This window comes from Bacillus yunxiaonensis (assembly GCF_037104695.1).
Taxonomy (GTDB): domain Bacteria; phylum Bacillota; class Bacilli; order Bacillales; family Bacillaceae_G; genus Bacillus_A; species Bacillus_A yunxiaonensis.
In genome coordinates, this window is record NZ_JBAWSV010000004.1 from 402,227 (window position 1) to 423,680 (window position 21,454).

At 35.8% G+C, this 21,454-nt stretch carries 27 protein-coding genes; 24 read left to right on the top strand and 3 right to left on the bottom strand.

Annotation, left to right across the window (positions count from 1 at the left end):
- Positions 1–63: 63 nt before the first annotated feature.
- The 8 genes from WAX78_RS14210 to WAX78_RS14245 all read left to right on the top strand — a co-directional run bounded on the left by WAX78_RS14210 (position 64) and on the right by WAX78_RS14245 (position 7,164).
- On the top strand, positions 64–438 hold the full coding sequence (locus WAX78_RS14210) for a cytoplasmic protein (protein WP_413789201.1): 375 nt from the start codon (positions 64–66) through the stop codon (positions 436–438).
- A gap of 10 nt (positions 439–448) precedes the next feature.
- Complete coding sequence (gene fliK / locus WAX78_RS14215; protein ID WP_336482911.1) at positions 449–1,591, top strand: flagellar hook-length control protein FliK; 1,143 nt, start codon at positions 449–451, stop codon at positions 1,589–1,591.
- Positions 1,592–1,594: 3 nt separating this feature from the next.
- Complete coding sequence (locus WAX78_RS14220; protein ID WP_336482912.1) at positions 1,595–2,116, top strand: flagellar hook capping FlgD N-terminal domain-containing protein; 522 nt, start codon at positions 1,595–1,597, stop codon at positions 2,114–2,116.
- Between the two features lie 16 nt (positions 2,117–2,132).
- On the top strand, positions 2,133–3,332 hold the full coding sequence (locus WAX78_RS14225) for a flagellar hook protein FlgE (RefSeq protein ID WP_336482913.1): 1,200 nt from the start codon (positions 2,133–2,135) through the stop codon (positions 3,330–3,332).
- A gap of 183 nt (positions 3,333–3,515) precedes the next feature.
- Positions 3,516–3,851, top strand: a complete 336-nt coding sequence (locus WAX78_RS14230; RefSeq protein WP_336483026.1) for a DUF3964 family protein — start codon at positions 3,516–3,518, stop codon at positions 3,849–3,851.
- Between the two features lie 161 nt (positions 3,852–4,012).
- Positions 4,013–4,498: a FliG C-terminal domain-containing protein gene (locus tag WAX78_RS14235; RefSeq protein WP_336482914.1), complete on the top strand. Its 486-nt coding sequence runs from the start codon at positions 4,013–4,015 to the stop codon at positions 4,496–4,498.
- Positions 4,499–4,701: 203 nt separating this feature from the next.
- Complete coding sequence (locus WAX78_RS14240; protein ID WP_336482915.1) at positions 4,702–5,610, top strand: chemotaxis protein; 909 nt, start codon at positions 4,702–4,704, stop codon at positions 5,608–5,610.
- A 606-nt stretch (positions 5,611–6,216) separates the two neighbouring features.
- The gene (locus WAX78_RS14245) at positions 6,217–7,164 is read left to right on the top strand and encodes a DNA-binding domain-containing protein (RefSeq protein WP_336482916.1); all 948 of its coding nucleotides are present in this window, start codon (positions 6,217–6,219) and stop codon (positions 7,162–7,164) included.
- A gap of 278 nt (positions 7,165–7,442) precedes the next feature.
- Here WAX78_RS14245 and WAX78_RS14250 read toward each other — a convergent pair whose 3' ends face one another.
- The gene (locus WAX78_RS14250; protein WP_336482917.1) at positions 7,443–8,297 is read right to left on the bottom strand and encodes a flagellin N-terminal helical domain-containing protein; all 855 of its coding nucleotides are present in this window, start codon (positions 8,295–8,297) and stop codon (positions 7,443–7,445) included.
- A gap of 267 nt (positions 8,298–8,564) precedes the next feature.
- On the opposite strand from WAX78_RS14250, the gene WAX78_RS14255 reads away from it, so the two are divergent.
- The 16 genes from WAX78_RS14255 (at position 8,565) to WAX78_RS14330 (ending at position 20,384) form a co-directional block, all read left to right on the top strand.
- Positions 8,565–9,272 carry a lytic transglycosylase domain-containing protein gene (locus WAX78_RS14255; protein ID WP_336482918.1) on the top strand — a complete coding sequence of 236 codons (708 nt, stop codon included), beginning with the start codon at positions 8,565–8,567 and terminating at the stop codon, positions 9,270–9,272.
- Positions 9,273–9,334: 62 nt separating this feature from the next.
- Complete coding sequence (locus tag WAX78_RS14260) at positions 9,335–9,559, top strand: flagellar motor switch protein FliN (protein WP_336482919.1); 225 nt, start codon at positions 9,335–9,337, stop codon at positions 9,557–9,559.
- A 14-nt stretch (positions 9,560–9,573) separates the two neighbouring features.
- Positions 9,574–10,572, top strand: a complete 999-nt coding sequence (gene fliM, locus WAX78_RS14265) for a flagellar motor switch protein FliM (RefSeq protein WP_336482920.1) — start codon at positions 9,574–9,576, stop codon at positions 10,570–10,572.
- A 17-nt stretch (positions 10,573–10,589) separates the two neighbouring features.
- The gene (locus WAX78_RS14270) at positions 10,590–10,949 is read left to right on the top strand and encodes a FliM/FliN family flagellar motor switch protein (RefSeq protein ID WP_336482921.1); all 360 of its coding nucleotides are present in this window, start codon (positions 10,590–10,592) and stop codon (positions 10,947–10,949) included.
- A gap of 12 nt (positions 10,950–10,961) precedes the next feature.
- Positions 10,962–11,285 carry a flagellar motor switch protein FliN gene (locus WAX78_RS14275; protein ID WP_336482922.1) on the top strand — a complete coding sequence of 108 codons (324 nt, stop codon included), beginning with the start codon at positions 10,962–10,964 and terminating at the stop codon, positions 11,283–11,285.
- Positions 11,282–12,040, top strand: a complete 759-nt coding sequence (locus WAX78_RS14280) for a flagellar type III secretion system pore protein FliP (protein ID WP_336482923.1) — start codon at positions 11,282–11,284, stop codon at positions 12,038–12,040. The genes WAX78_RS14275 and WAX78_RS14280 overlap by 4 nt, the downstream gene beginning before the upstream one ends.
- Positions 12,041–12,086: 46 nt before the next feature.
- Positions 12,087–12,362: a flagellar biosynthetic protein FliQ gene (locus WAX78_RS14285; protein ID WP_336482924.1), complete on the top strand. Its 276-nt coding sequence runs from the start codon at positions 12,087–12,089 to the stop codon at positions 12,360–12,362.
- A 16-nt stretch (positions 12,363–12,378) separates the two neighbouring features.
- The gene (locus WAX78_RS14290; RefSeq protein WP_336482925.1) at positions 12,379–13,140 is read left to right on the top strand and encodes a flagellar biosynthetic protein FliR; all 762 of its coding nucleotides are present in this window, start codon (positions 12,379–12,381) and stop codon (positions 13,138–13,140) included.
- 10 nt (positions 13,141–13,150) lie between these two features.
- The gene (gene flhB, locus WAX78_RS14295) at positions 13,151–14,197 is read left to right on the top strand and encodes a flagellar type III secretion system protein FlhB (protein WP_336482926.1); all 1,047 of its coding nucleotides are present in this window, start codon (positions 13,151–13,153) and stop codon (positions 14,195–14,197) included.
- 23 nt (positions 14,198–14,220) lie between these two features.
- Positions 14,221–16,287, top strand: coding sequence for a flagellar biosynthesis protein FlhA (locus tag WAX78_RS14300; RefSeq protein ID WP_336482927.1), 2,067 nt, complete (start codon positions 14,221–14,223; stop codon positions 16,285–16,287).
- Between the two features lie 17 nt (positions 16,288–16,304).
- Positions 16,305–17,576: a flagellar biosynthesis protein FlhF gene (gene flhF / locus WAX78_RS14305; RefSeq protein WP_336482928.1), complete on the top strand. Its 1,272-nt coding sequence runs from the start codon at positions 16,305–16,307 to the stop codon at positions 17,574–17,576.
- A gap of 46 nt (positions 17,577–17,622) precedes the next feature.
- On the top strand, positions 17,623–18,396 hold the full coding sequence (locus WAX78_RS14310; protein WP_336482929.1) for a flagellar hook-basal body complex protein: 774 nt from the start codon (positions 17,623–17,625) through the stop codon (positions 18,394–18,396).
- A gap of 332 nt (positions 18,397–18,728) precedes the next feature.
- On the top strand, positions 18,729–19,406 hold the full coding sequence (locus WAX78_RS14315; protein WP_336483027.1) for an AzlC family ABC transporter permease: 678 nt from the start codon (positions 18,729–18,731) through the stop codon (positions 19,404–19,406).
- Positions 19,397–19,714, top strand: a complete 318-nt coding sequence (locus tag WAX78_RS14320; RefSeq protein WP_336482930.1) for an AzlD domain-containing protein — start codon at positions 19,397–19,399, stop codon at positions 19,712–19,714. The genes WAX78_RS14315 and WAX78_RS14320 overlap by 10 nt, the downstream gene beginning before the upstream one ends.
- A gap of 134 nt (positions 19,715–19,848) precedes the next feature.
- Positions 19,849–20,061: a DUF3951 domain-containing protein gene (locus tag WAX78_RS14325; protein WP_336482931.1), complete on the top strand. Its 213-nt coding sequence runs from the start codon at positions 19,849–19,851 to the stop codon at positions 20,059–20,061.
- 29 nt (positions 20,062–20,090) lie between these two features.
- The gene (locus WAX78_RS14330; RefSeq protein WP_336482932.1) at positions 20,091–20,384 is read left to right on the top strand and encodes a hypothetical protein; all 294 of its coding nucleotides are present in this window, start codon (positions 20,091–20,093) and stop codon (positions 20,382–20,384) included.
- A 20-nt stretch (positions 20,385–20,404) separates the two neighbouring features.
- Here the strand turns inward: WAX78_RS14330 and WAX78_RS14335 are convergent, their stop codons facing one another.
- Positions 20,405–21,001, bottom strand: coding sequence for a dienelactone hydrolase family protein (locus WAX78_RS14335; RefSeq protein WP_336482933.1), 597 nt, complete (start codon positions 20,999–21,001; stop codon positions 20,405–20,407).
- A gap of 6 nt (positions 21,002–21,007) precedes the next feature.
- Positions 21,008–21,325, bottom strand: coding sequence for an antibiotic biosynthesis monooxygenase family protein (locus WAX78_RS14340; protein ID WP_336482934.1), 318 nt, complete (start codon positions 21,323–21,325; stop codon positions 21,008–21,010).
- Between the last annotated feature and the right edge of the window lie 129 nt (positions 21,326–21,454).

The following is a 21,454-nucleotide window of genomic DNA, read 5'->3' on the forward strand; positions in this document are numbered from 1 at the left end:
TATAATAGAGAGGGGTTATAAAAGCAGGTGAATGCAAAACAGTATAAAATAATAAAACTACAAATGAACCAAGAAAAAGAGCAGATTTTAAAAGAAGTATACGAATTAACAATTGAAAAACGAAAAATAGAAGAAAAAAAAGCGCACGATTTGTATGTATTCAAATCGCGTAGTAAAGTTATGCAAATAAATGAACGCATTCGTATTGGTGTGCTATCCTCTCATACGTTTTCACCTGAAAGAATAGAAGAATGGAATCGAAAAATAAAAAAAATTGAAGAGTTTATTCGAAAAAATGAAAGTCTTTTAGAGCAAATAAAAGAAAAAGAACGCGTGATTGATGAAATGTTTCAGCAAGATTGTCAGAAGCAAATAAAAGAAAAAGAGAAACGCGAAGAAAACATATTGCTCGATTTAAGAATGTGTATGAATGGGTGAGGTGGATTTAATGATAGGAAATGTGCTGCCGATGCAGTTGAATTTGCCTCAGCGAAAAGATAGGCAGCTTGAGTTGCAATCGAAAGAAGAACCAATTTCTTTTTCAGAGAAAATGAATGAGAAGCCGGTTAAGGAGCAAAAGTCGCAAAAAACAGAAAAAAATGATGCGCCGCAAGAAATACAAAAAAATGTTTATGAAGGAAATAAACTTTGTAAAAAAGAATCATGTGTTCCAAAGGAAGAAACGAAAGAAAAAAAAGAGACAGAAGAATTATTAGTAGCTGTTTCAGGACAAATGCTTGCGATTGCGCAATTACATGCGCAACCAGAATTGTTATATCAATACATACAAAAAATACAAGAACTATGTAAAACATACGGAAATATTAAACTAAATGAATTGCCGCCAGCGGAATTGCAACAACTTGTTGCTTTTTTAAAAGATTCTAATATCGAAAATACAATATGTTTAGAAGATACAATGCAGGTAGCGGTAGAAAAATTAGCAACCCCGGAAAAAATGATGGAACTTGCAAAAGGTGTTCAAAGTGAAACTTGTGATTTAAGTAAGAAAGACATATCTCAAGAAGCAACAATAGCAATAAAGAAAGATGTACCTGAAGAAACGATAACAGCAATAAAGAAAGAGGGCCAAGGGAAAACGATAGAATTAGAGGATACAGATATCCAGCTTACGACTGGGGAGCAGCATGTAAAACCTATTTTTGGAGGAAATGACCAAGTTGTGAGGGAGAATATACCAACACAAAAAGTGGAACTTCCTGACTTAGGAAAGAAATTAGAGGCACAAGTTACAGAATTGCAAAAATTTGTTGTGAAACAAGAGCGCGTCCTCTTTCAGTTAAATCCAGAAAAGCTGGGTACATTAACAGTTTATATGAAGAAGCAAGGTGACCAAATCCAAGTTCATGTTGAAATGGATAAACATGATGTAAAGAAAAAGATAGAAATTATCTTTGATGAGTTAAAAAATAAATTAAGAGATAAAGAGATTCATATTGAATTAAGTTATACAGATAAAGAACAAAAACGTGAGCAGCATGAAAGAGAGCAACCACATAGGCGAAAGCAGATAGTTGCAAAGGAAGAACAGAAAGCAGAGCAAGACTTTGCTGGATTATTGGGGGAGTAGAAAGTGCCAACCGTTGGACTGAATACAACAAATACAAATCATATTCCAGTAGGGCAAACACAGCAGGTACAGACTCAAAATGGAAGTACTGAAGTGAGCCAGCAAAAAACGCCTGGAGTTATGGGAAAAGATGATTTTTTAAAGCTCTTTTTAACAAGCTTACAATACCAAGATCCAATGAATGCAATGGATATGAATCAAATGATGAGTCAAATGTCGCAAATGTCACTTATGGAGCAAGTGCAAAATATGACAAAGGCGGTAGATTCATTACGAGACACGATGTATACAACAGCATTAGATGGTGGTATGAAATTTTTGGGTAAATATGTAAAAGGTGTAGATGCGGACGGGAAAACAGTGGAAGGTACTGTTGATGTTGTCCGTCTTGCGGCAAATAATGATGTCCAACTTGTAATAGGTGATCATGTCGTATCACTTCGCTTTGTCGAAAGTGTGTCTGATAAAAAAATAGAGAAGCCAGAAGAGAAACCGAATACAGAAGAACCAAAAACAACGATATAAGGAGTGTATAAAGAATATGATTAAAGCATTATATACAAGTATTACAGGAATGAACGCAACGCAAAATGCATTAAGTGTTACATCAAATAATATTGCCAATGCGCAAACAGTTGGTTATAAAAAACAAAAAGCTGTTTTTGATGATTTATTATACAATAATACAATTGGCTCAAAAGATACAAATCCAAAAAGTATTGGTAACGGTGTGAAACTAAGCGACACTTATACAGATTACAGTGGTGGATCAATTACATTAACCGGTGGAAAAACACAAGCAGCGATAGAAGGAAATGGCTTTTTTATGGTTGGTGATAAGCAAGGTGGTAATACGCAATATACGCGTAAAGGGACATTTGGAATATCGGGTGATTACTATCTTACAAATTCCGAAGGTCAATATGTACTTACGTATCCAACAAAAGCTGGTACAGAGGAAATTGATTATTCAGCGGCTCCTCGACCAATCCAGGTTCCGATGGGAACAGCGGTTGGAGGGATACGTACTGATAAAGCGACAATACAAGGGAATCTTCCGAGAGATCAGGACCAAATTACACAAGACCTTCCCGTTTATGATCAAGAAGGAAATACATTGACAATGCGTGTTGACATAACAAAAGTCGCTGACGGACAATATACGTATAAAGTATCAGTACGAAATGATTCGAAAAAAGAAACCAATTTTACTGACCTAGTTAATAATAACTCACTAACTTTTAATTCTTTAGGTGAAATTACGCAAGGAGGAACAGGGACAATTCCGTTTAACGGGGGGAATTTAACTTTAGATTTAAGTCATTTAACAAATTACCCAACTGAAAAAACATTAGCCCCAAAAGATATAACAGGGCGACCTGCGACAACGGTAAAAGATTGCATGATTTCTGATGGTGGTTATGTGATGGTGAGATATAAAGATGGAAGTATGAGAGCGGCTGGTCAACTTGCAGTAGCTATGTTCCCTAATGAAGGTGGATTGATGAAAATGGGAAATGGTAATTATGCCGCTACAGCATCAACTGGTGTTCCTACTTTCGGAGGATCTAATCAAAATGGTGCTGGTACAGTACGCGGCGGTGCGACAGAAGGGTCTAACGTTGATTTATCAACAGAATTTGTTGATTTAATGTTATACCAACGTGGATTCCAAGGAAATGCAAAAGTAATTAAAGTAGCAGATGATGTGTTAAATGAGGTTGTAAACTTAATTCGATAATAAGGTTTAATTTCCATCAGTGGGGGCTTCATCTCCAGCTGATGGTTAGTTGGACGATACAGGCAGTTATCACCCACATATCTTCCTTGTTTCCACTGAATACTGAGGTGGAGGCCTTACTGCCTATTAATACGGAATAAATAAGATATATTTTTTATGATGAATAGTGAGGTTTCTATGAGTATGACAAGAGAAGAACGAATTTTGCAGCTCCCGTTTTTTCAGGATAAACGAGACCTTGCGCAGCAAATTATAAATATTGAACAACAGGAACACCGATATTTACCAAATCAATTTGCGATTAAACAAGTACCACCATACACATTTGGAGACAAACGAGTAGTAATCGGCCGCATTCATGAATTTTATTTTATCGGTATTGATAATGGAGATAACTGGAGACATCAAGTGTTTGCTGATGTTATCAAGTGTCGCTCATTTTTTATTGGTTTGCCTGGTATTACGGATCAACAGCTAGCATTTTGGTTTAATAATATGGAGTTGCTAGCAGTTTCATGAAATAAAAATTCCATAAGTGAAGGGGATTTCCTCGTAGATGGCTAGTTGAATCAATTAAGCATTTATGGGTAGTTATTCCCTATTTAATTATATTTTTCGTATATTGAGATTAAATATATGACCGTTCATTAAATCTCGTATAATAAGGGGAGAAAGGGAATATGGTGCAAAATAAATATCGTGTAACGTTCATTTCGCCAAATGAAATGGAGCAGCGGACGGTTATGTCAGCAAGTAGCTTACCGAATTTAATTCGCAAAGTTGAAAATGTGATGGCAGACCCGAATGGCTATTTTATAAATGACAAAAAAAATAACTGCTATTTTCAAGTTATAAAACAAAATGTCACGTTTATTCAATATGAACTTCTCTTCTCTGATAAAGCGGTTCATATTGAAAAAGTGAAGCATGTTGCACCGGCTGTTATGCGGAAACTATTTCAAACGATGCGTAGTCCAGAAATATATGCGCTTGCATTACTCGATGTTGATGAAGAAACGAAAGGGTTTCTTTTAACAGAAATGGATGATCACCTGCGCAAACAAGTTGAGAAAGAACTTACGCAAAAGTGGGAAGTTGCACCAGCAGAAATATCAGAAGCACAAGAAGTGTTGCTTAATACGCTAGAGTCACTTATAAATGAATAAAGTAAAACGCCATAAAGTGAAACTTCCCTCAGTGGGGGGGCTTCATCCCCACTGAGGGTTAGTTGAACCAATCGGGCTTTTACGGGCAGTTATCCCCCGCCTATCTTCTTCGCTTTCCTCTGAATCTTGAGGTGGGGGTCTTACTGCCCACGAATAGCGGGATAAACATAAATAGAACAATTGGAGAGGGGAATTACCCGTTTATGTCACAAGCACAAAGCATTTTACTAGAAAGCGGAACAAATGAACTAGAAATCGTTACATATACAATTGGAGAAAACTTATTTAGTATTAATGTTATGAAAGTTCGTGAAATTATTAACCCGTTTCCTGTTACAACTGTTCCGGAAGCGCATACAGCAGTAGAAGGTGTTGTACAAGTACGCGGTGAGATTTTACCAGTTATTAATTTATCGCAAGCATTAAACTTAAAATCGAATAAGCCTTTAGATCAAACAAAGTTCATCATTGCAGAATTGAACCAAATGAAAGTGATTTTCCGCGTTGATGAAGTGCACCGCATTCAACGTATTTCATGGGAACAGATTGATGAACCAGCTTCCTTATCAATGGGCTTAGAAGAAACAACATCAGGGATTGTCAAACTCGATGGGAAAATCATTTTATTGTTAGATTACGAAAAAATCGTATGTGAAATTAGTAATACCGGCTATGAAACTCAAAAGTTATCCGGATTAGCAGAAAAGACAGATCGTGCTGAAAAAATTATTTATATTGCTGAAGATTCAGCAATGCTTCGCCAAATATTAGAAGAAACATTAACAACAGCAGGGTATTCGAAAATTAACTTCTTTAGCAATGGTGCAGAAGCATTAGCGCAAATTGAAAAGTTAGCAAATGAACAAGGTGAGAAGATGTTCCAGCATATTCACTTGCTCATTACCGATATTGAAATGCCGAAAATGGATGGACACCATTTAACAAAAGTAATTAAAGATCATGGCATTATGAATCAGCTGCCAGTTATCATTTTCTCTTCATTAATTACAAACGAGCTGTATCATAAAGGCGAATCTGTTGGTGCAAATGCACAAGTAAGTAAGCCGGATATTCAAGAGCTTATTGGACTTGTAGATAAACTTGTTTTATAAAGTGAAACTTCCATCAGTGGGGGGTCTTTATCCCCCACTGATGGTTAGTTGAACGAATCGGGCTTTTACGGGCAGTTATCCCCCACCTATCTTCTTCGATTTTCTCTGAATCTTGAGGTGGAGGTCTTACTGCCCGTTAATGCGGGATAAAAAATGTGAAAATAGATATAACCCTTTGGGGGGGCAAGAGGGTCTGGCCATGCATAGAAGCGGTCAGGGCCTTTTTCTGCCACATGCAAGGTTAAGACATAGAGAGAAAGCGAGTGCAGGTTCCTTTATTTCTGCATAGCATCCACTTATATGTTGAAAAATTAAAATGGATTTATATATTTTAAGTAATTGAACAGCATCTTTATCTAAATATAGAAAAAAGAAGGTAATTATCCGTGTCTGGTCGGTAATTACCCTTTTTTGTAATCAAATAAATTTTTTCAGTACTGTTGTTTTTAGGAAATCACTTTCTACTTCTATACTTTTTATATATTTTTATATGTTAATTATTTGACAGATAATTTAGAAATGTTATAAGATTAATATGTAAATATTTCTATTTTTGCAAATGATAAGGGGATAATGATGAGGGAATGAGAGGTGTGGGAGAGGGAGATGACACAACAAACCGCAATTTCTGCATTACAGTGTGTACAAAAACTATTACAAAAAACAAAAACAACGAAAAATTTGGAAATAGAATTTCGAAAAATAGAAAAGAAATTTCAAGTAGATTACGAAGAAGTAATTGGTTTACATAATAAAATGTTTATGTTCCAGATGGATATTGACAAGCTAGGCGGCTTTGTGGAATACGAACAATCAGATGTTACATGGCTAAAATCTGAATTAGAGCTGTTACTAGAAGGGTATGAATTTTGCCAGAAATATGGTATGAACATTTTAAGTATCTCTGAATCTTTAAGTCAAGAGGGGATACAATTATTTCCAAAAACACCAAGTCAATTACAAAATACATACTATAAATTAAGAAAAAAAGAACTACCATTGGAAAATATCATGAAACAAAAACCGGGGCGCAAACGAAAAAATGATTCTGTAAAACAATCTAGTACAAAAAAAGAAAGTAATAGAACAGAAGAAAAAATTGAAAAACAAAATGAAATAGTAGAAAAAAATCTCGTTACGTTATTATCAGGAATTGTAAACAATTTTCAAATGATAGATGCAAAAGATGGACGGCAGGAAAATGAACTGTATCACTTTATGGAAGGCATCTATAAGCTATCTAGCATGGCCGGAGAGCGAATGAAAGATGAGCAAGATGTTGAAGGGCTAAAGAAAGAAATTACTGCTTTGCGCGCTGAAACAGAGCGGTTACGAATAGAGAAAGAAGAACTGATTGCGGATATGAAAGGAATGACAAACAACGTCATTCACTTTATCACAAGTTCTGACGTGGAACAAATTCGTACCTTGCCGTATTTTGTTCATATGTGCAAACAAGACTTGCATAAACTAGGATTATATAATGGTACAACAGAAGGACAATTAAAAGTTGTCATTGATCGCAGCGGACAAGTTGTGTCAGTAATGAAATAAGGGAAGTCATCTGGAAGCGGGTGGCTTCTTTTTGTGTTTGTTGTAGTGATTTTAGAGGGGGATTTAATAAATAGAATATATTTTTACTATAGATGTATCTGTATTAGCATATGTGAGAAAGCAAGGTTTCGTATATAGGAGAAGAAATAGGAGAAAGATCATACAGTGTAAAGGGAAAGTTGGAACAGAATAAATTAGAAATATGTAGCTCCTATTTTATAAAAAAATACACCTCTCCGCACGCAGAAAGGTGTATTATCGTTATATCATCAAATGGATTATTGTAATAATTTACTTACCATTTGTGGGTTTTGGTTTGCTTGAGAAAGCATGCTGATGCCAGCTTCGTTCAAGATTTTGAACTTTGTCATATCAGACATTTCTTTCGCCATGTCAGCGTCTTCGATTTGAGAAGCAGCAGCAGAAATATTTGTTGCTTGGTTGTTTACGTTATTTAAGCTATGGTCTAGGCGGTTTAATTGAGCACCAAAAGTTGCTCTTGCGTCAGCAACTGCTTGGATAGCAACATCAATTTTATCCATTTCAGTTTGTGCATTAGTTACAGCTGTTGGTATATCAGCACCTGTTAAAGATCCAATAGCAGCACCAAGAAGTTTGTCTGTTGATGCGTCAATAGCTGTAATTGTAAGTTTGTCTTTTGAGATATCAGAAAGTTGAAGGTCTACATTAGTACCTTTTGTACTACCATTAATACCAGCTGAATTTAAAATTGCATTGCCGTTATAGTTTGTTGTTGTAGCAATATGGTCAATTTCTCCCCCTAATTCTTTGTACTCTTTGTCAAGAGATCCGCTATCTTTTGTATTATTTGTACCGTTAGCTGCTTGCGTTGCAAGGTCACGCATACGAAGTAAGATGTTTGAAATTGAGCCTAATGCTGAATCAGCAGTACGTAATGCAGACATACCATCTTGCGTGTTACGAGCACCTACGTTTAAGCCGCCTTCTTTTGCGCGCATACGAGTTGCGATTGCTAAACCAGCTGCATCGTCAGCTCCGCCGTTAATACGTTTACCGCTTGATAGACGGTTCATCGCAGCGTTCATTTTTTCTTGGTTTTGACGCATGTACTCTTGCGTACGCATACTGTTGATGTTTGTGTTAATTCTCATAATTAAGAACCCCCAAATTTTTTTTTTTTGTTATTGATTTTTTCATTAATCGTTAAAGTTGGATATGCGAAAAAATCAATTTCGAGTTAATTGTAATCCCTGGTATATATCATGTCAACATAAAATTGTAATGATTAAATATAAAAAAATATAATTTTAACAATTTATTAATTTTTAGAATGGTTTTTATTTTTTTTTTCAATTATTGCAAAGTGTTATAAAAAACTCTAATATTAGATTATCTTTGTTTCTTAAAAAGGTGATATTATGATAATAGGAAATGTAGTAAAAGAAGTTCTTTCTTATAAGAGGGGACAGCTGCAGCAAAAGCTAAGTAGTCCAGAGGCTTTTGTAAATAGTACTTTTGGGCAAGCGCTTCAAAATGAAACAATAAAGGATATGAAAGCGACTACACAGCTTTCAAAAGTAGAAGAGGGTCAAAAAGTAGTAGGAGAGACAAGTGTAAAGAATGCGGAGCCGTTGCAAGTGGCCCAGCAGGAGTTTACGCGCCGTTTTGCTGATCCGAATAGCACGGGTAAGGATACGTGGGAATTAACGGGAAAATATAATATTCAAAGTATACGTTCTAGTAATGAAGGAAAGTATGCGGATGTGATCCAACAAGTAAGTGATACATACGGCATTCCAAAAACGTTAATTCAAAAAATGATTGAAGTGGAATCTGACTTTAATCCAAATACGGTTTCTTCAGCAGGAGCGATGGGATTAATGCAGCTGATGCCAGCGAATGTGAAGGAACAGGGGATAAATAATCCATTTTCACCAGCTGAAAGTATTGAGGGCGGCGTGAAGGAGTTAACGGGATATTTGAAAAAATATAACGGCGATCTCGTATTAGCACTTGCGGCTTATAATGCAGGACCAGGTAATGTAAAAAAATATGGAGGTGTACCGCCGTTTCAAGAAACAAAAAATTATATAAAAAAGATATTAAACATCGATGTTTCTAAATAAAAAATTTCTTACATATAAACAGAAAATGAAATTTTGTAAACACGATACGGGAGTTGCTAGAAATGAAATTACATGATGATATTCCATTAACGATTCATTTTGAAATTGGCAAGACGAAAAAGAAAATTGATGATCTGCTTCACATTACAAAAGGGACATTATATCGCCTTGAACATTCAACAAAAAATACGGTGCGTCTTATGCTTGAGAATGAAGAGATTGGAACCGGGAAGATTTTGACGAAAAAGGGCAAAATGTACGTCGAAATTGTTGAATTAAAGAGATAGGGAAGGGGATTTTCATGAGTGGCGATAAATTAAGCCAAGAGCAAATTGATGCGCTGTTGAAGGCGATGAATGAAGGGGCGGAAATGCCTGATTTTGCACAAGAAGCAGAGAAGTTTCAAGAGTATGATTTTACTAGGCCAGAAAAGTTTGGTGTAGAGCATTTGCGCACTTTACATACGATTGCTTCTAGTTTTGGAAAGCAGTTGTCGCAGTCGCTTGCTGCACGCATGCGCATTCCAATTGAATTAGGACCATCAACGGTTGAGCAAGTTCCGTTTACGAGTGAGGATGCGGAAAAGATGCCGTTTACGAGTGAGTATGTGGAAAAAGATTATTATTTATATTGTGTTATTGATCTTGGTCTACCAGGACTTGGAGAAATTGTAATTGAGATGGATTTGGCGTTTATTATTTATATTCACGAATGTTGGCTCGGTGGGGATAGCAAGCGTAAATTTACGCGGCGCAGACCACTTACAGCATTTGAAGGTTTAACGCTTAAAAATATTTTCTCTATTCTTTGTCAAAATTTAGAGCAATCATTTGAAAGTGTAATTGAAATCAAGCCAAAAGTTGTAACAACAGAGACAAACCCAAATGCACTCAAAATCACGACAGCGAGCGATATGATTTCGGTGTTAAATGTAAATATGAAAACGGATTATTGGAATACAACGATTCGACTAGGCATTCCATTTTTATCTGTTGAAGACATTATGGATAAGTTAACGTCAGAAAATATTGTTGAACATTCTTCTGATAAACGAAAAACATATTTTGCGGAAGTGGAAGCAGAAGTACAAAAAGTTCGTAAACCTGTATATGTAGCGGTTGGTGAGCAGAAGATTACAATGGGTAGTTTGGAACAGCTTGAGGAAGGTGACATTATCCCGCTGCAAACGAAAGTAACAGATCAGCTTCGTGGATATGTTGACGGAAAGCATAAGTTTAATTGCTTTGTCGGAAAAGACGGAACACGTAAAGCATTTTTATTTAAAAGCTTTGTAGAGTAAGAGAGGGAGAAAAGGATATGAAGCATGAAGTATCATCTGTTGCGCTAGTAGATTTAGAAGAATACATAAAAGATCATAGCGAACCATCAAAAGCGCATATTGAAACCGTTTCAGATATTTCAGTTGAAGTTGGTGTACAGCTTGGAAAAGCAAGGTTAACACTTGGAGATGTGAAAAAACTGAAAGTTGGCGATATTTTAGAAGTGGAAAAAAGTTTAGGTCATAAAGTTGATGTGTATTTAGGTTGTGAAAAAGTAGGAATTGGCGAAGCGATTGTGATGGATGAAAATTTTGGAATTGTTATTTCTGAAATTCAAGCTGATAAGAAAAAAGCGGTACTAGCAGCTATGAAACATGAATTGAGTGAGAATGAATAGAGGAGGTGTCATATGAGTTATATGACGACCTTGTTGCAAGTTGTATTATTATTTGGTGCTCTTGGGTACGGTGCGTACTATATGATGAAAAAGACGAGAAAGCATCAGTTTTATAAGCAAGGAGAAAATGGTTTCATTCAAGTGAAAGATGGTATGTATGTGAATCATCAAACGAGTGCATTTTTATTTGAAGTAGATGGTAAACAAGTGTTTACGATTGTAGGTAATAATGGCATTCATTCCATTCAATTATCAGGAAATCAGTTTCATAAAGTGCTAGAAGATGCGATGAAAGAGGAACAAATTCAACAGAAAAAAGTAGAGGATCCATCATGAAAATAAAGAAACATATATCTTCTATTGGTTTTATTTTTGCATTTTCTATTGTTTTTTGTATTATTTTTGCAAATACAGCTTATGCAGAGCCAAATGGCTTTATTAATTTAGAAAATGGAAAAGAATTTACGAATAATTCCAGTGTACAACTTTTCTTACTCGTAACGCTTTTATCATTGTCTTCGTCAATTGTATTACTGTTTACGCACTTTACTTATTTTATGATTGTTCTTGGGATTACACGTCAGGGACTTGGTGTTATGAACTTACCGCCAAACCAAGTCCTTGTTGGCTTAGCGCTGTTTTTATCATTATTTACAATGCAGCCTGTTCTTGGGCAGTTGAAGAGTGATGTATGGGATCCGATGACGAAAGATAAAATTACGGTAAGTCAAGCAGCGGAGAAGACGGAACCTATTATGAAAACTTATATGGCAAAGCATACATATAGTCATGATTTGAAAATGATGTTAAAAGTTCGAAATGAAAAGTTGCCAAAAGATACGAAGGATATTTCGTTGTTTACACTTGTTCCATCTTTTACATTAACTCAAATTCAAAAAGGGTTAATAACAGGCATGTTTATTTATTTAGCGTTTGTCTTTATTGATTTAATCATTAGTACACTACTCATGTACCTTGGGATGATGATGGTACCGCCGATGATTTTAAGTTTACCATTTAAAATACTCATTTTCGTATATTTAGGTGGATATACGAAAATCGTCGACATTATGTTTAAAACGGTTGCTTAGGTGCTGTTAGCAGCCTTGTACTATACGTGATAGGAGTCACATTTGCATGAATATATCACCAATTACAGAAATCTTTCAAACCTTTTTTTATAAAGGGTTTGAAATTTTACTTCCAGTTGCGGGAGTAAGTATGATCGTTGTTATTATTCTTGCGGTATTAATGGCAATGATGCAAATTCAAGAGCAGACATTGACGTTTTTACCGAAGATGGCGAGTATTGTTCTTGTCATTATCATACTAGGTCCATGGATGTTTAACGAAATTACAACATTAATTTTAGACTTGTTTGATAAAATTCCGACGTTGCTGCGCTCGTCCTGAAAAAGGGTGACTGAAGATGAATATGGATTTATGGGTTGCAACGTTTTTTGCATTTTGCCGTATTACCTCATTTTTGTTTTTTTTACCGTTTTTTTCAGGACGATCCATGCCAGCAATGGCGAAAATTACATTTGGACTCGGGCTATCACTAGCAGTTGCTGATAAAGTTCATGTTTCTCACATTGAGACGATATGGGATGTTGTCGGTTATGCTGGCACACAAATTGTAATTGGATTAACACTTTCAAAAATCGTAGAGTTTTTGTGGGATATTCCAAAGATGGCCGGGCATATTTTAGATTTTGATATTGGTTTGTCGCAGGCAAGTTTATTTGATGTAAATGCTGGTTCGCAATCAACGCTGATTGCAACAATGTTTGATATTTTCTTTATGATTATTTTCGTTGCACTTGGTGGAATTGATTATTTTGTCTCGACAATTTTAAAGTCGTTTCAATATACAGAAGCAATTTCACAGCTATTGACGAAAGATTTTTTAGATAGTTTATTAGCAACGTTGTTATTTGCGCTTACGTCTGCAGTGGAAATTGCACTTCCACTTATGGGCAGTTTGTTTATTATCAATTTCGTATTAATTTTAATTGCAAAAAATGCACCGCAGCTCAATATTTTTGCGAATGCGTTTGTCTTAAAAATTACGTGCGGCATTTTATTTATCGCAATGAGTGTACCGATGTTCGGTTATGTATTTAAAAACTTAACGAATGTATTACTTGATGAATATACGAAACTATTTAATTTTTTCTTAACGAAATAGGGGGACGGTTATGGCCAAAGATAATAAAACAGAAAAAGCCACCCCGCAAAAGATTAAAAAAGCACGTGAGGAAGGAAACGTTGCTAGAAGTAAAGATTTAAATAATTTGTTTTCTGTTCTTGTTTTAGCAGCGGTTATTTATTTTTTCGGCGATCGTCTTGGCTATGAGATCGCCAATTCTGTTGCGGAGCTGTTGGACCAAATTGGAAAAAAAGCCGATACGACCGAGTACTTCTATTTAATGGGCATGCTTCTTTTGAAAATATCAGCGCCGATTCTTGTGCTTGTCTATGCGTTTCATATGCTGAATTATATGATGCAAGTCGGCTTTTTATTTTCAGCAAAAATTATTAAGCCGAAAGCATCGCGTATTAATCCGAAAAGCTATTTTACGAGACTGTTTAGTAGAAGAAGTATTGTTGATATTTTGAAGTCATTGTTTTATATGGTCCTTCTTGGTTATGTGGCGTATATCATTTTTAAGCGCAATTTTGAGAAGTTCGTAAGTATGATTGGATTTAATTGGACTGCTTCGCTCGTTGAAATTATACGGCAAATCAAATATGTCTTTTTGGCCATTTTAATCATTCTTATTGTTGTTTCTATTATTGATTTCATTTATCAGAAATGGGAGCATGCACAAGATTTAAAAATGAAAAAAGAAGAAGTAAAGCAAGAGCATAAAGATAACGAAGGGGACCCTGAAGTAAAAGGAAAGCGAAAAAGCTTTATGCATGCGATTTTGCAGGGAGCGATTACGAAAAAGATGGACGGTGCGACCTTTATTGTAAATAATCCAACCCACATTTCTGTTGCTCTTCGTTATGATAAGTTAGTTGATGCAGCACCAATTGTTGTTGCAAAAGGTGAAGACGAGCTGGCGCTTTATATGCGAACACTTGCACGTGAGCAAGATATACCGATGGTGGAAAACCGTCCATTGGCGCGTTCTTTATATTATCAAGTTGAGGAAGACGAGGCGATTCCAGAAGATTTATATGTTGCTGTTATTGAAGTTATGCGCTATTTAATTCAAACAAAACAAATTGAAGTGTAGGGCGCGTTTGGAGGAGATTCTGTTTGTTTAAGATAGATTCTGCAAGAACCTATTTTTCTATCTTTTTAGCAGTGTCATTCATTGTGGCACTTTTAATTCCATTGCCACCATTCATATTAGATGTCATTATTGTCTTTTTACTTGGGATGGCAGTGCTCGTATATATGCGGGCAACGAGCATTAAAGAGTGGGATGAGTTAAAGTCATTTCCAACATTATTATTATTAATTGCAATTTTCCGTGTTTCGATTAACGTTTCTACGACGCGGGCCATCTTAACAAACGGGAATGCTGGTCATGTTATTGAGGAGTTTGGTCAGTTTGTTATTGGCGGAAATATATTAATTGGAATTGTAATTTTTATCGTACTTATTGTATTCCAATTTATTGTCGCAAATGGTGCTTCTCGTACGGCTGAAGTTGCGGCACGTTTTACACTTGATTCTTTGCCAGGGAAACAGATGTCAATTGATGCAGATTTAAATCAGCGCATTATTACAGATGAAGAAGCAAAGAACAAACGGAAGAAATTAAATATGGAAACAGATTTTTACGGCGCGATGGACGGTGCCGGAAAATTTGTAAAAGGTGATGTTATTTTTAGTATCGTCATCTTATTCGTCAATATTGTTTTCGGATTAATTGTGGGAATGATGCAGCAAGGAATGGGATTTCAAGAAGCTGCCTATCATTATACGAAATTAACGATTGGCGATGGAATTGTAAACCAAATTGGTTCGTTATTATTAGCTATTTCAACAGGGATTATCGTTACACGTGTATTTGACGGGTCATCTGATACAGTAAACGAAGGTATTTATAAAGAGTTAATGGCGCATGACGTCGTTGTATATGCACTCGGTGGATTATTTATTGCCATGGGTATATTCTCGCCACTTCCACTCATACCATTTCTACTTGTTGGCGGAGGAGTTATTTTCTTAGGATACAGGAATAAACAGCGCTTGAAAAAAGAAGAAGAAGAAGCGCTGCAAAAAGAATTAGAAATGATTCAAAGTGATGACGATCAAATTAAGAAAGTGGAAGATTCATTTGGTGTCTTTACTGATAAATACCCAATCATTGTTGAACTTGGGCTTGATTTAGCAGCACTTGTGAAACAAAAAATTAACGGAGAAACAGCTCGTGATAAAGTTGTATTAATGCGAAAATCGATTATTACAGATTTAGGAATTAACGTTCCTGGCATTAACTTTAAAGATAATACGAGTTTTAGACCGCGTGGACGGTATGTGATTCGAATTAAAGGTGCAAAGGTAGCGGAAGGTGTCTTAAAATCAGGGTATTTATTAGCACTCAAAACACCAAACGTAATGGCAGATTTAGATGCTGAGCCTGCCAAAGACCCAATCTTTGGCGAAGATGGCTACTGGATTTTAGAGCATGTTGTACAAGATGCTCAAATGAAAGGCTATCAAGTGTTAGAACCGCTTAGCATTTTAATTACGCATTTAGATGTTATTATTCGTCGTAATGTACATGAACTATTGCAGCGTCAACATGTGAAAGATTTAATTCAATCTTTAGAGCGTGATCACAGCGTATTATTAGAAGAAATTAAGAAAAAAGAAATTGATTTATCTCTTGTTCAAAATGTCGTGAAACAATTGTTAAAAGAAGGAATTTCAATTCGGGATTTACCAACCATTATGGAAGGCATTATTGACGGAAAAGAAATATATCAAAATCATGCGGATGGTGTTACCTCTTTCGTACGTGAATGTATTTCGAAAGTCATTTGTGAGCATGCAAAAAACTATGATGGAAAAATTTATGCAGCACTATTCTCAGACTCAATAGAACTAGATGCGGATGTTGTAAACAATTCGTATCAAGGGTATTTACTAAACTGGGATTTAGAACAAGAAACACGTGTTATCGATCAAATTCAACACATTTTCAAACAGTCCCGCTTAACGGGAAGAGATCCAGTTTTATTAACGCGCCGCAAAGATTTTCGATTTGGTATTGTAAGGCTGCTTGACCGTTATCAAATAGAAGCAAAGGTACTCTGCATAAGTGAGTTGGCACCTGAGGTAGTTGTAGACCAAATTGCATATATTGAGTAGGGTGAAGGTGAGAGAAAATGGAAAGCGCAGCAAAGAAGGAAAGTATAAAGCGAATTGAAGCCTATTCTAAAAGCGAACTGTATCATAAACTTTTTGAAGAGCATGGAAATGATTATTACTACGTTGTCGATGAAACAGTCAAACGAAAAATTCCATTCTTTTGGAAAAAGAAATATGAAATGATTGTAAAAATTCCACAAAAGAGCGAAGAAGAGCAAGAACTATTCGTAACAGAACTAGTAGAAGAACAATCAGAAGAGATGATTCGAGAAGAGAAGATACAATCGATTTTACATGACCTTGAGAATAAAACGCATGACATTCCGTATACACCAAAGCCATTTGCTCAAAGTGAAGAGTGGCTGCAGAAAAAACAAAGATTACTTCAAGTATTTGATAAAGGACTTGTTGTAATGAAAAACATAGAAAAACAAGAAGAAAAATTAGAAGTGATCGCTAATCTTGTAAATGAAACATCACAAGAAAAAGAGCAAGGAGCATCAGTTCCGTTTATTATTAAAAAAGTACTTCGGACACTCGAACAAAATGATGTAGAGGAACATTTCTTAACAGTGTATGAGAAGAAATTACGAGCGAAGTTCGAACATACTTCTCTTATTACTGAAGAAGAGGTATTGCAGTTTATTCTTGAAGATATGAGTACACATTTTCAGACGGAAAATGTGTTTGATAAGGGAGTACAAACAATTGCTTTAATCGGACCGACAGGTGTTGGGAAGACTACGACACTTGCAAAAATTGCTTGGCAGTTATATGAACAAAATAAAACGGTCGGATTTATTACGACTGATTATTCTCGGAGCGGGACGGTTCAACAATTACAAGAGTATGTGAAAACAATTGGGGCAGAAGTCCTTGCAGTGCGTGATGCAGATGGAATGTCTAGAGCATTTTCTTACTTTAAACAGGAAGTACCAGTCGATTATATTTTAATTGATACAGCCGGGAAAAATTATCGTACAATAGAATCAGTACAAAGTATGATTGAAACGATGGAGCAAATTCATCCGGATTATATTTGCTTAACATTATCTGCTTCAATGAAAAGTAAAGATATGGTTGAAATTATTACAAATTTCAAAGACATACATATTAATGGGTTTATATTTACAAAGTTTGATGAAACAGCTAGCATTGGTGAACTGCTAAAAATTCCAGCTGTTTCAACTGCACCAATTGTATTTACAACAGATGGCCAAGATGTTACGCAGCATTTGCATATCGCAACAGCTGAACATTTAGCAAAACAAATGTTATACACTTCATAATAGAGAGCGAGGGGAAGAATAAGGCTTCCGCCTTATTTGTCACAGTATGAATGGTTTATACATTGGTTCTATGGGAATGATGAACTACATGCAGCATTTAAATGTGCATGCAAATAACATCGCTAATGCCCAAACAACGGGGTTTAAAGCGGATCAAATGACGTCAAAAGTCTTTAGTACACATGAAACATACCGTCAAGCAAATGGAACAGAAACTCCAATTGGAACGGTTGATTATGCAGTTATACCAGCTGCAACGCATGTGAATTTGACGCCGGGTTCAATGCAAATTACAAATAGCGGTACTGATTTTTATTTAGAAGATGGAAATGCAAACGCAGCTTCTTTCTTTGTTGTATCACAAAATAATCAAACATATATGACGAAAGATGGACATTTTACTCTAAATGCGGATCGTTACTTACAAACAACAGCTGGTGCGTATGTACTTGATAGTAATAATGAGCGTATTCGTATTCCGGAAGGTGCGAAGCTTTCTGTGGGAGCTGATGGTACTATTTATAATGAAACGACGCGGCAAAATATCGCACGTTTACAAACGAAATCAGTTGATGAAAACATGAAAGCACATCTTGTAAACCATGAAAATAAAACCTTTACAGTAGATGGAACAAACATTGCTAATTTACCGAATGGTACAGCTGTTGTTCGCAACTATATGTTAGAAAACTCAAATGTTGATATGCCGAAAGAAATGACAGACCTTATGACGAACCAAAAGATGGTTCAAGCATCCCAGCGTGTGATGACAACATTTGATAAAGTATATGAAAAAGAATCCAATGAACTGTTAAGATAAAGGAATGCCTGAAGAGGGCATTCCTTTTTGTGTTAAAATTCAGAATATTATTGACTCAATGAAAATCTTTTTTTATATTAGTAGGTATAACAATAACGACTAAAGGGGTGGGATTATGACAGAAGCGCTGTCGTATAGAAATGAAGAAAGTGGATGGGTTTACTATTACTCTTCTTGAAGTGGTTACTGTTTATTAGAATCAGAATAAGTGCGGGACGGTGAACAGGTGAAATTGTGAAAGAGTTGCAAAAACTTAGCTTTTCTTACATAAGGGTAAAGGAGGAGTTAGAGTGGAACGAGCAGCAGTATTAGAGTCGCAAGATGCAACGTTTATGCAAGGTGTGAAAGATTGCTTACCGACAGTTCTCGGTTATTTAAGCATTGGCGTTGCGTCAGGCGTAATTGAGAAAACAGCTGGATTTTCAATAACAGAAATTGCACTTATTTCATTACTGATTTATGCTGGCTCAGCACAGTTTATTATGGCCGGAATGTTTGTAGCAGGTGCGCCAGCTTCTACTATTATTTTTACCGTTTTTTTTGTAAATCTAAGACATTTTTTAATGAGCGCAGCATTAGCTCCGTACTTAAAAAGGGTATCAGTTTGGAAAAACATAGTGATTGGTTCGCAACTTACCGATGAAACATTTGGCGTTGCAGCCCAGCATGTAACAGGAAAACAATATGTAAGTGAAAAATGGATGTTAGGTTTAAATGTGACGGGTTATGTAAATTGGATAGTAGCAAATATTATTGGAGGCGTTTTAGGAGAGTGGATATCAGATCCACATACATATGGGATGGATTATGCGCTTCCAGCGATGTTTATAGGCTTGTTTGTTTTGCAACTTGTGAGCAGTCGTCCAAAGTTATTTGTTCATCTTTGCGTTGCCATTGCCTCAATTATGATTGCATTTCTTGCGCATTTCTTTGTATCAAATAGTGTTGCTGTTATTGTTGCAACACTTGCAGCAGCGACAATCGGGACGGTGATTGAAAAATGGAAGTAAGATGGGATGTATTACTTATTGTACTTGGATCTGCAATCGTCACATTTCTTCCGAGAGTAGTACCGCTGCTTGTATTAAGTAAAGTAGAAATTCCAGAATGGGGACTAAGATGGCTAAATCATATTCCAATTGCAATATTAGCTGCATTGTTAGCACAAACATTATTTATGAATGAAACGGTGCAAGTGGATTATTTATTAGCGGCCATTCCGACGTTCCTTGTTGCGATTTTTACACGGAGTTTGCTTGGGTCTGTACTAACAGGAGTCATTGTAACGTTTTTGTTACGCTTATTTTTTTCAATTTAATGAGGGATAAGAAAACGATTGGTACGGCTTAATGAAAGAAAATCCTCACTGATGAAAGTTTGATTTTTTGTAACAAGGATTATCCCATATTGCATCGAACTTTGTAATATAACGATTACAAAAGGAGTGATGCCATGTTCATTTTAACAATTGGTGTTGTTATGTTTACAATGTTTTTATTTTTTATTATTGGGCTTACAACATATAAAATGTTTGTTCAAAAAGTGACGCCTCAAATTTACTACACACCGTTTGAATCAATTACTGCACAATCACCTGTAGAGTTTCATGAGGAGAAGGACGATAGGGAAGAAAGTGCGGATTATGGTAAGGATAAAGATAGATAAAAAGTAATTTTGGTTGAAGGGGAAAAGAAATGAAGAAGTCGAAGGTAGCTAATATTACTGCTATTGTAACAATTATTATCGTACTAGGAATCTCTATTTTTTCACCTTACAATTATTTGAAACAGGTTCATGCAGAAGAAATTATGCAAGAACAAGGACTAAAAGACGAATTTAAGGATAAAAGCGTACAGAGTGTTACATATAAAGGTGATAATACGTATATTGTCAAAACAGATACGAGGGAATATGTTGTTATTCAAGAATATTACACACTTATGAATTATAAATGGAAGATATACGTGCTTGAGAAAACATGGGAATAAATATAACAGAGAAGTAGGAGCTACTTCTCTGTTATATTTTGAAGAAAAGAATGGATCATCTGATACCCTTGGTCTGCAGCTTCCTCATTGTATTTTGCAGAAAATGGATCAAGAAACCCGTGTTCTCCGTTAAGCTGTTTTATGTTTAGTAGCGAATGGCCTTTATTCTGCAAATTATCAATGACAGTAGAAACTAAAAAACTAGTTTCTGTTGCGGGGAATAATAATAATGTAGGGCATGTCGGCACAATGTTTGTGTAATCACGAATACGTGAGCCATAGCATCCGATAACAAAATCAATTCTACAATCTTCACTACATAACCAAGCAAGCGTTGCCCCGACGCTGAACCCGAGAATCCCCACATACGTATAGTTATTTCGTAATTCAACGAGCATATCTTCAATGTGTTGTTTTCCTCTTTGAAATCCAACATGCTTTATAAAATACGAATACGCCTCTGTTTCTTCGGTGTAATGAAAAGGGATGGGGCGATGTAATAAATTTGGACAAACAACGTCTATAGTCGAAGAGGAAAACGTATGAATAACATGCTCCATATGTTGGTTGATTCCGTATATTTCATGCAGAAGTAGAAGAGCCGTTTTCTGTTTCATAATCTATTATTCTCCTTTTGTAGCACGATACTCTCTTTCAACAAGACAAATTCTTGTGTGAAATTGTTCATACCATTGTTCTCGGCCTCTTTTTCTAGCAATCGTATGAGCAGCATGTTCTTTCCACTGCTGGATTGCTTCAAGTGATTCCCAGTACGAAATGGTAATACCAAAGCCGGTTTCATCACGGACGCTTTCAACATTGACAAATCCAGGTTGCTGCTTTGCTAACCTTACCATTTCATCTGCAACGATTTCGTAATCATCAGTTTCAGTTGAAAGTTGAGAAGTGAAAATAACCGCGTAGTATGGAACGTTGTTCATTTTGTTTTCTCCTTGCTATAAATTTTTTCTTTTTAGTTTAACACGAAATCTGAATAGTGTGTCATTTGGTTTATTCTTTAATTTCATTTACCGTATTGAATTTAAAATTAAAAAATTCATAAAAAATCA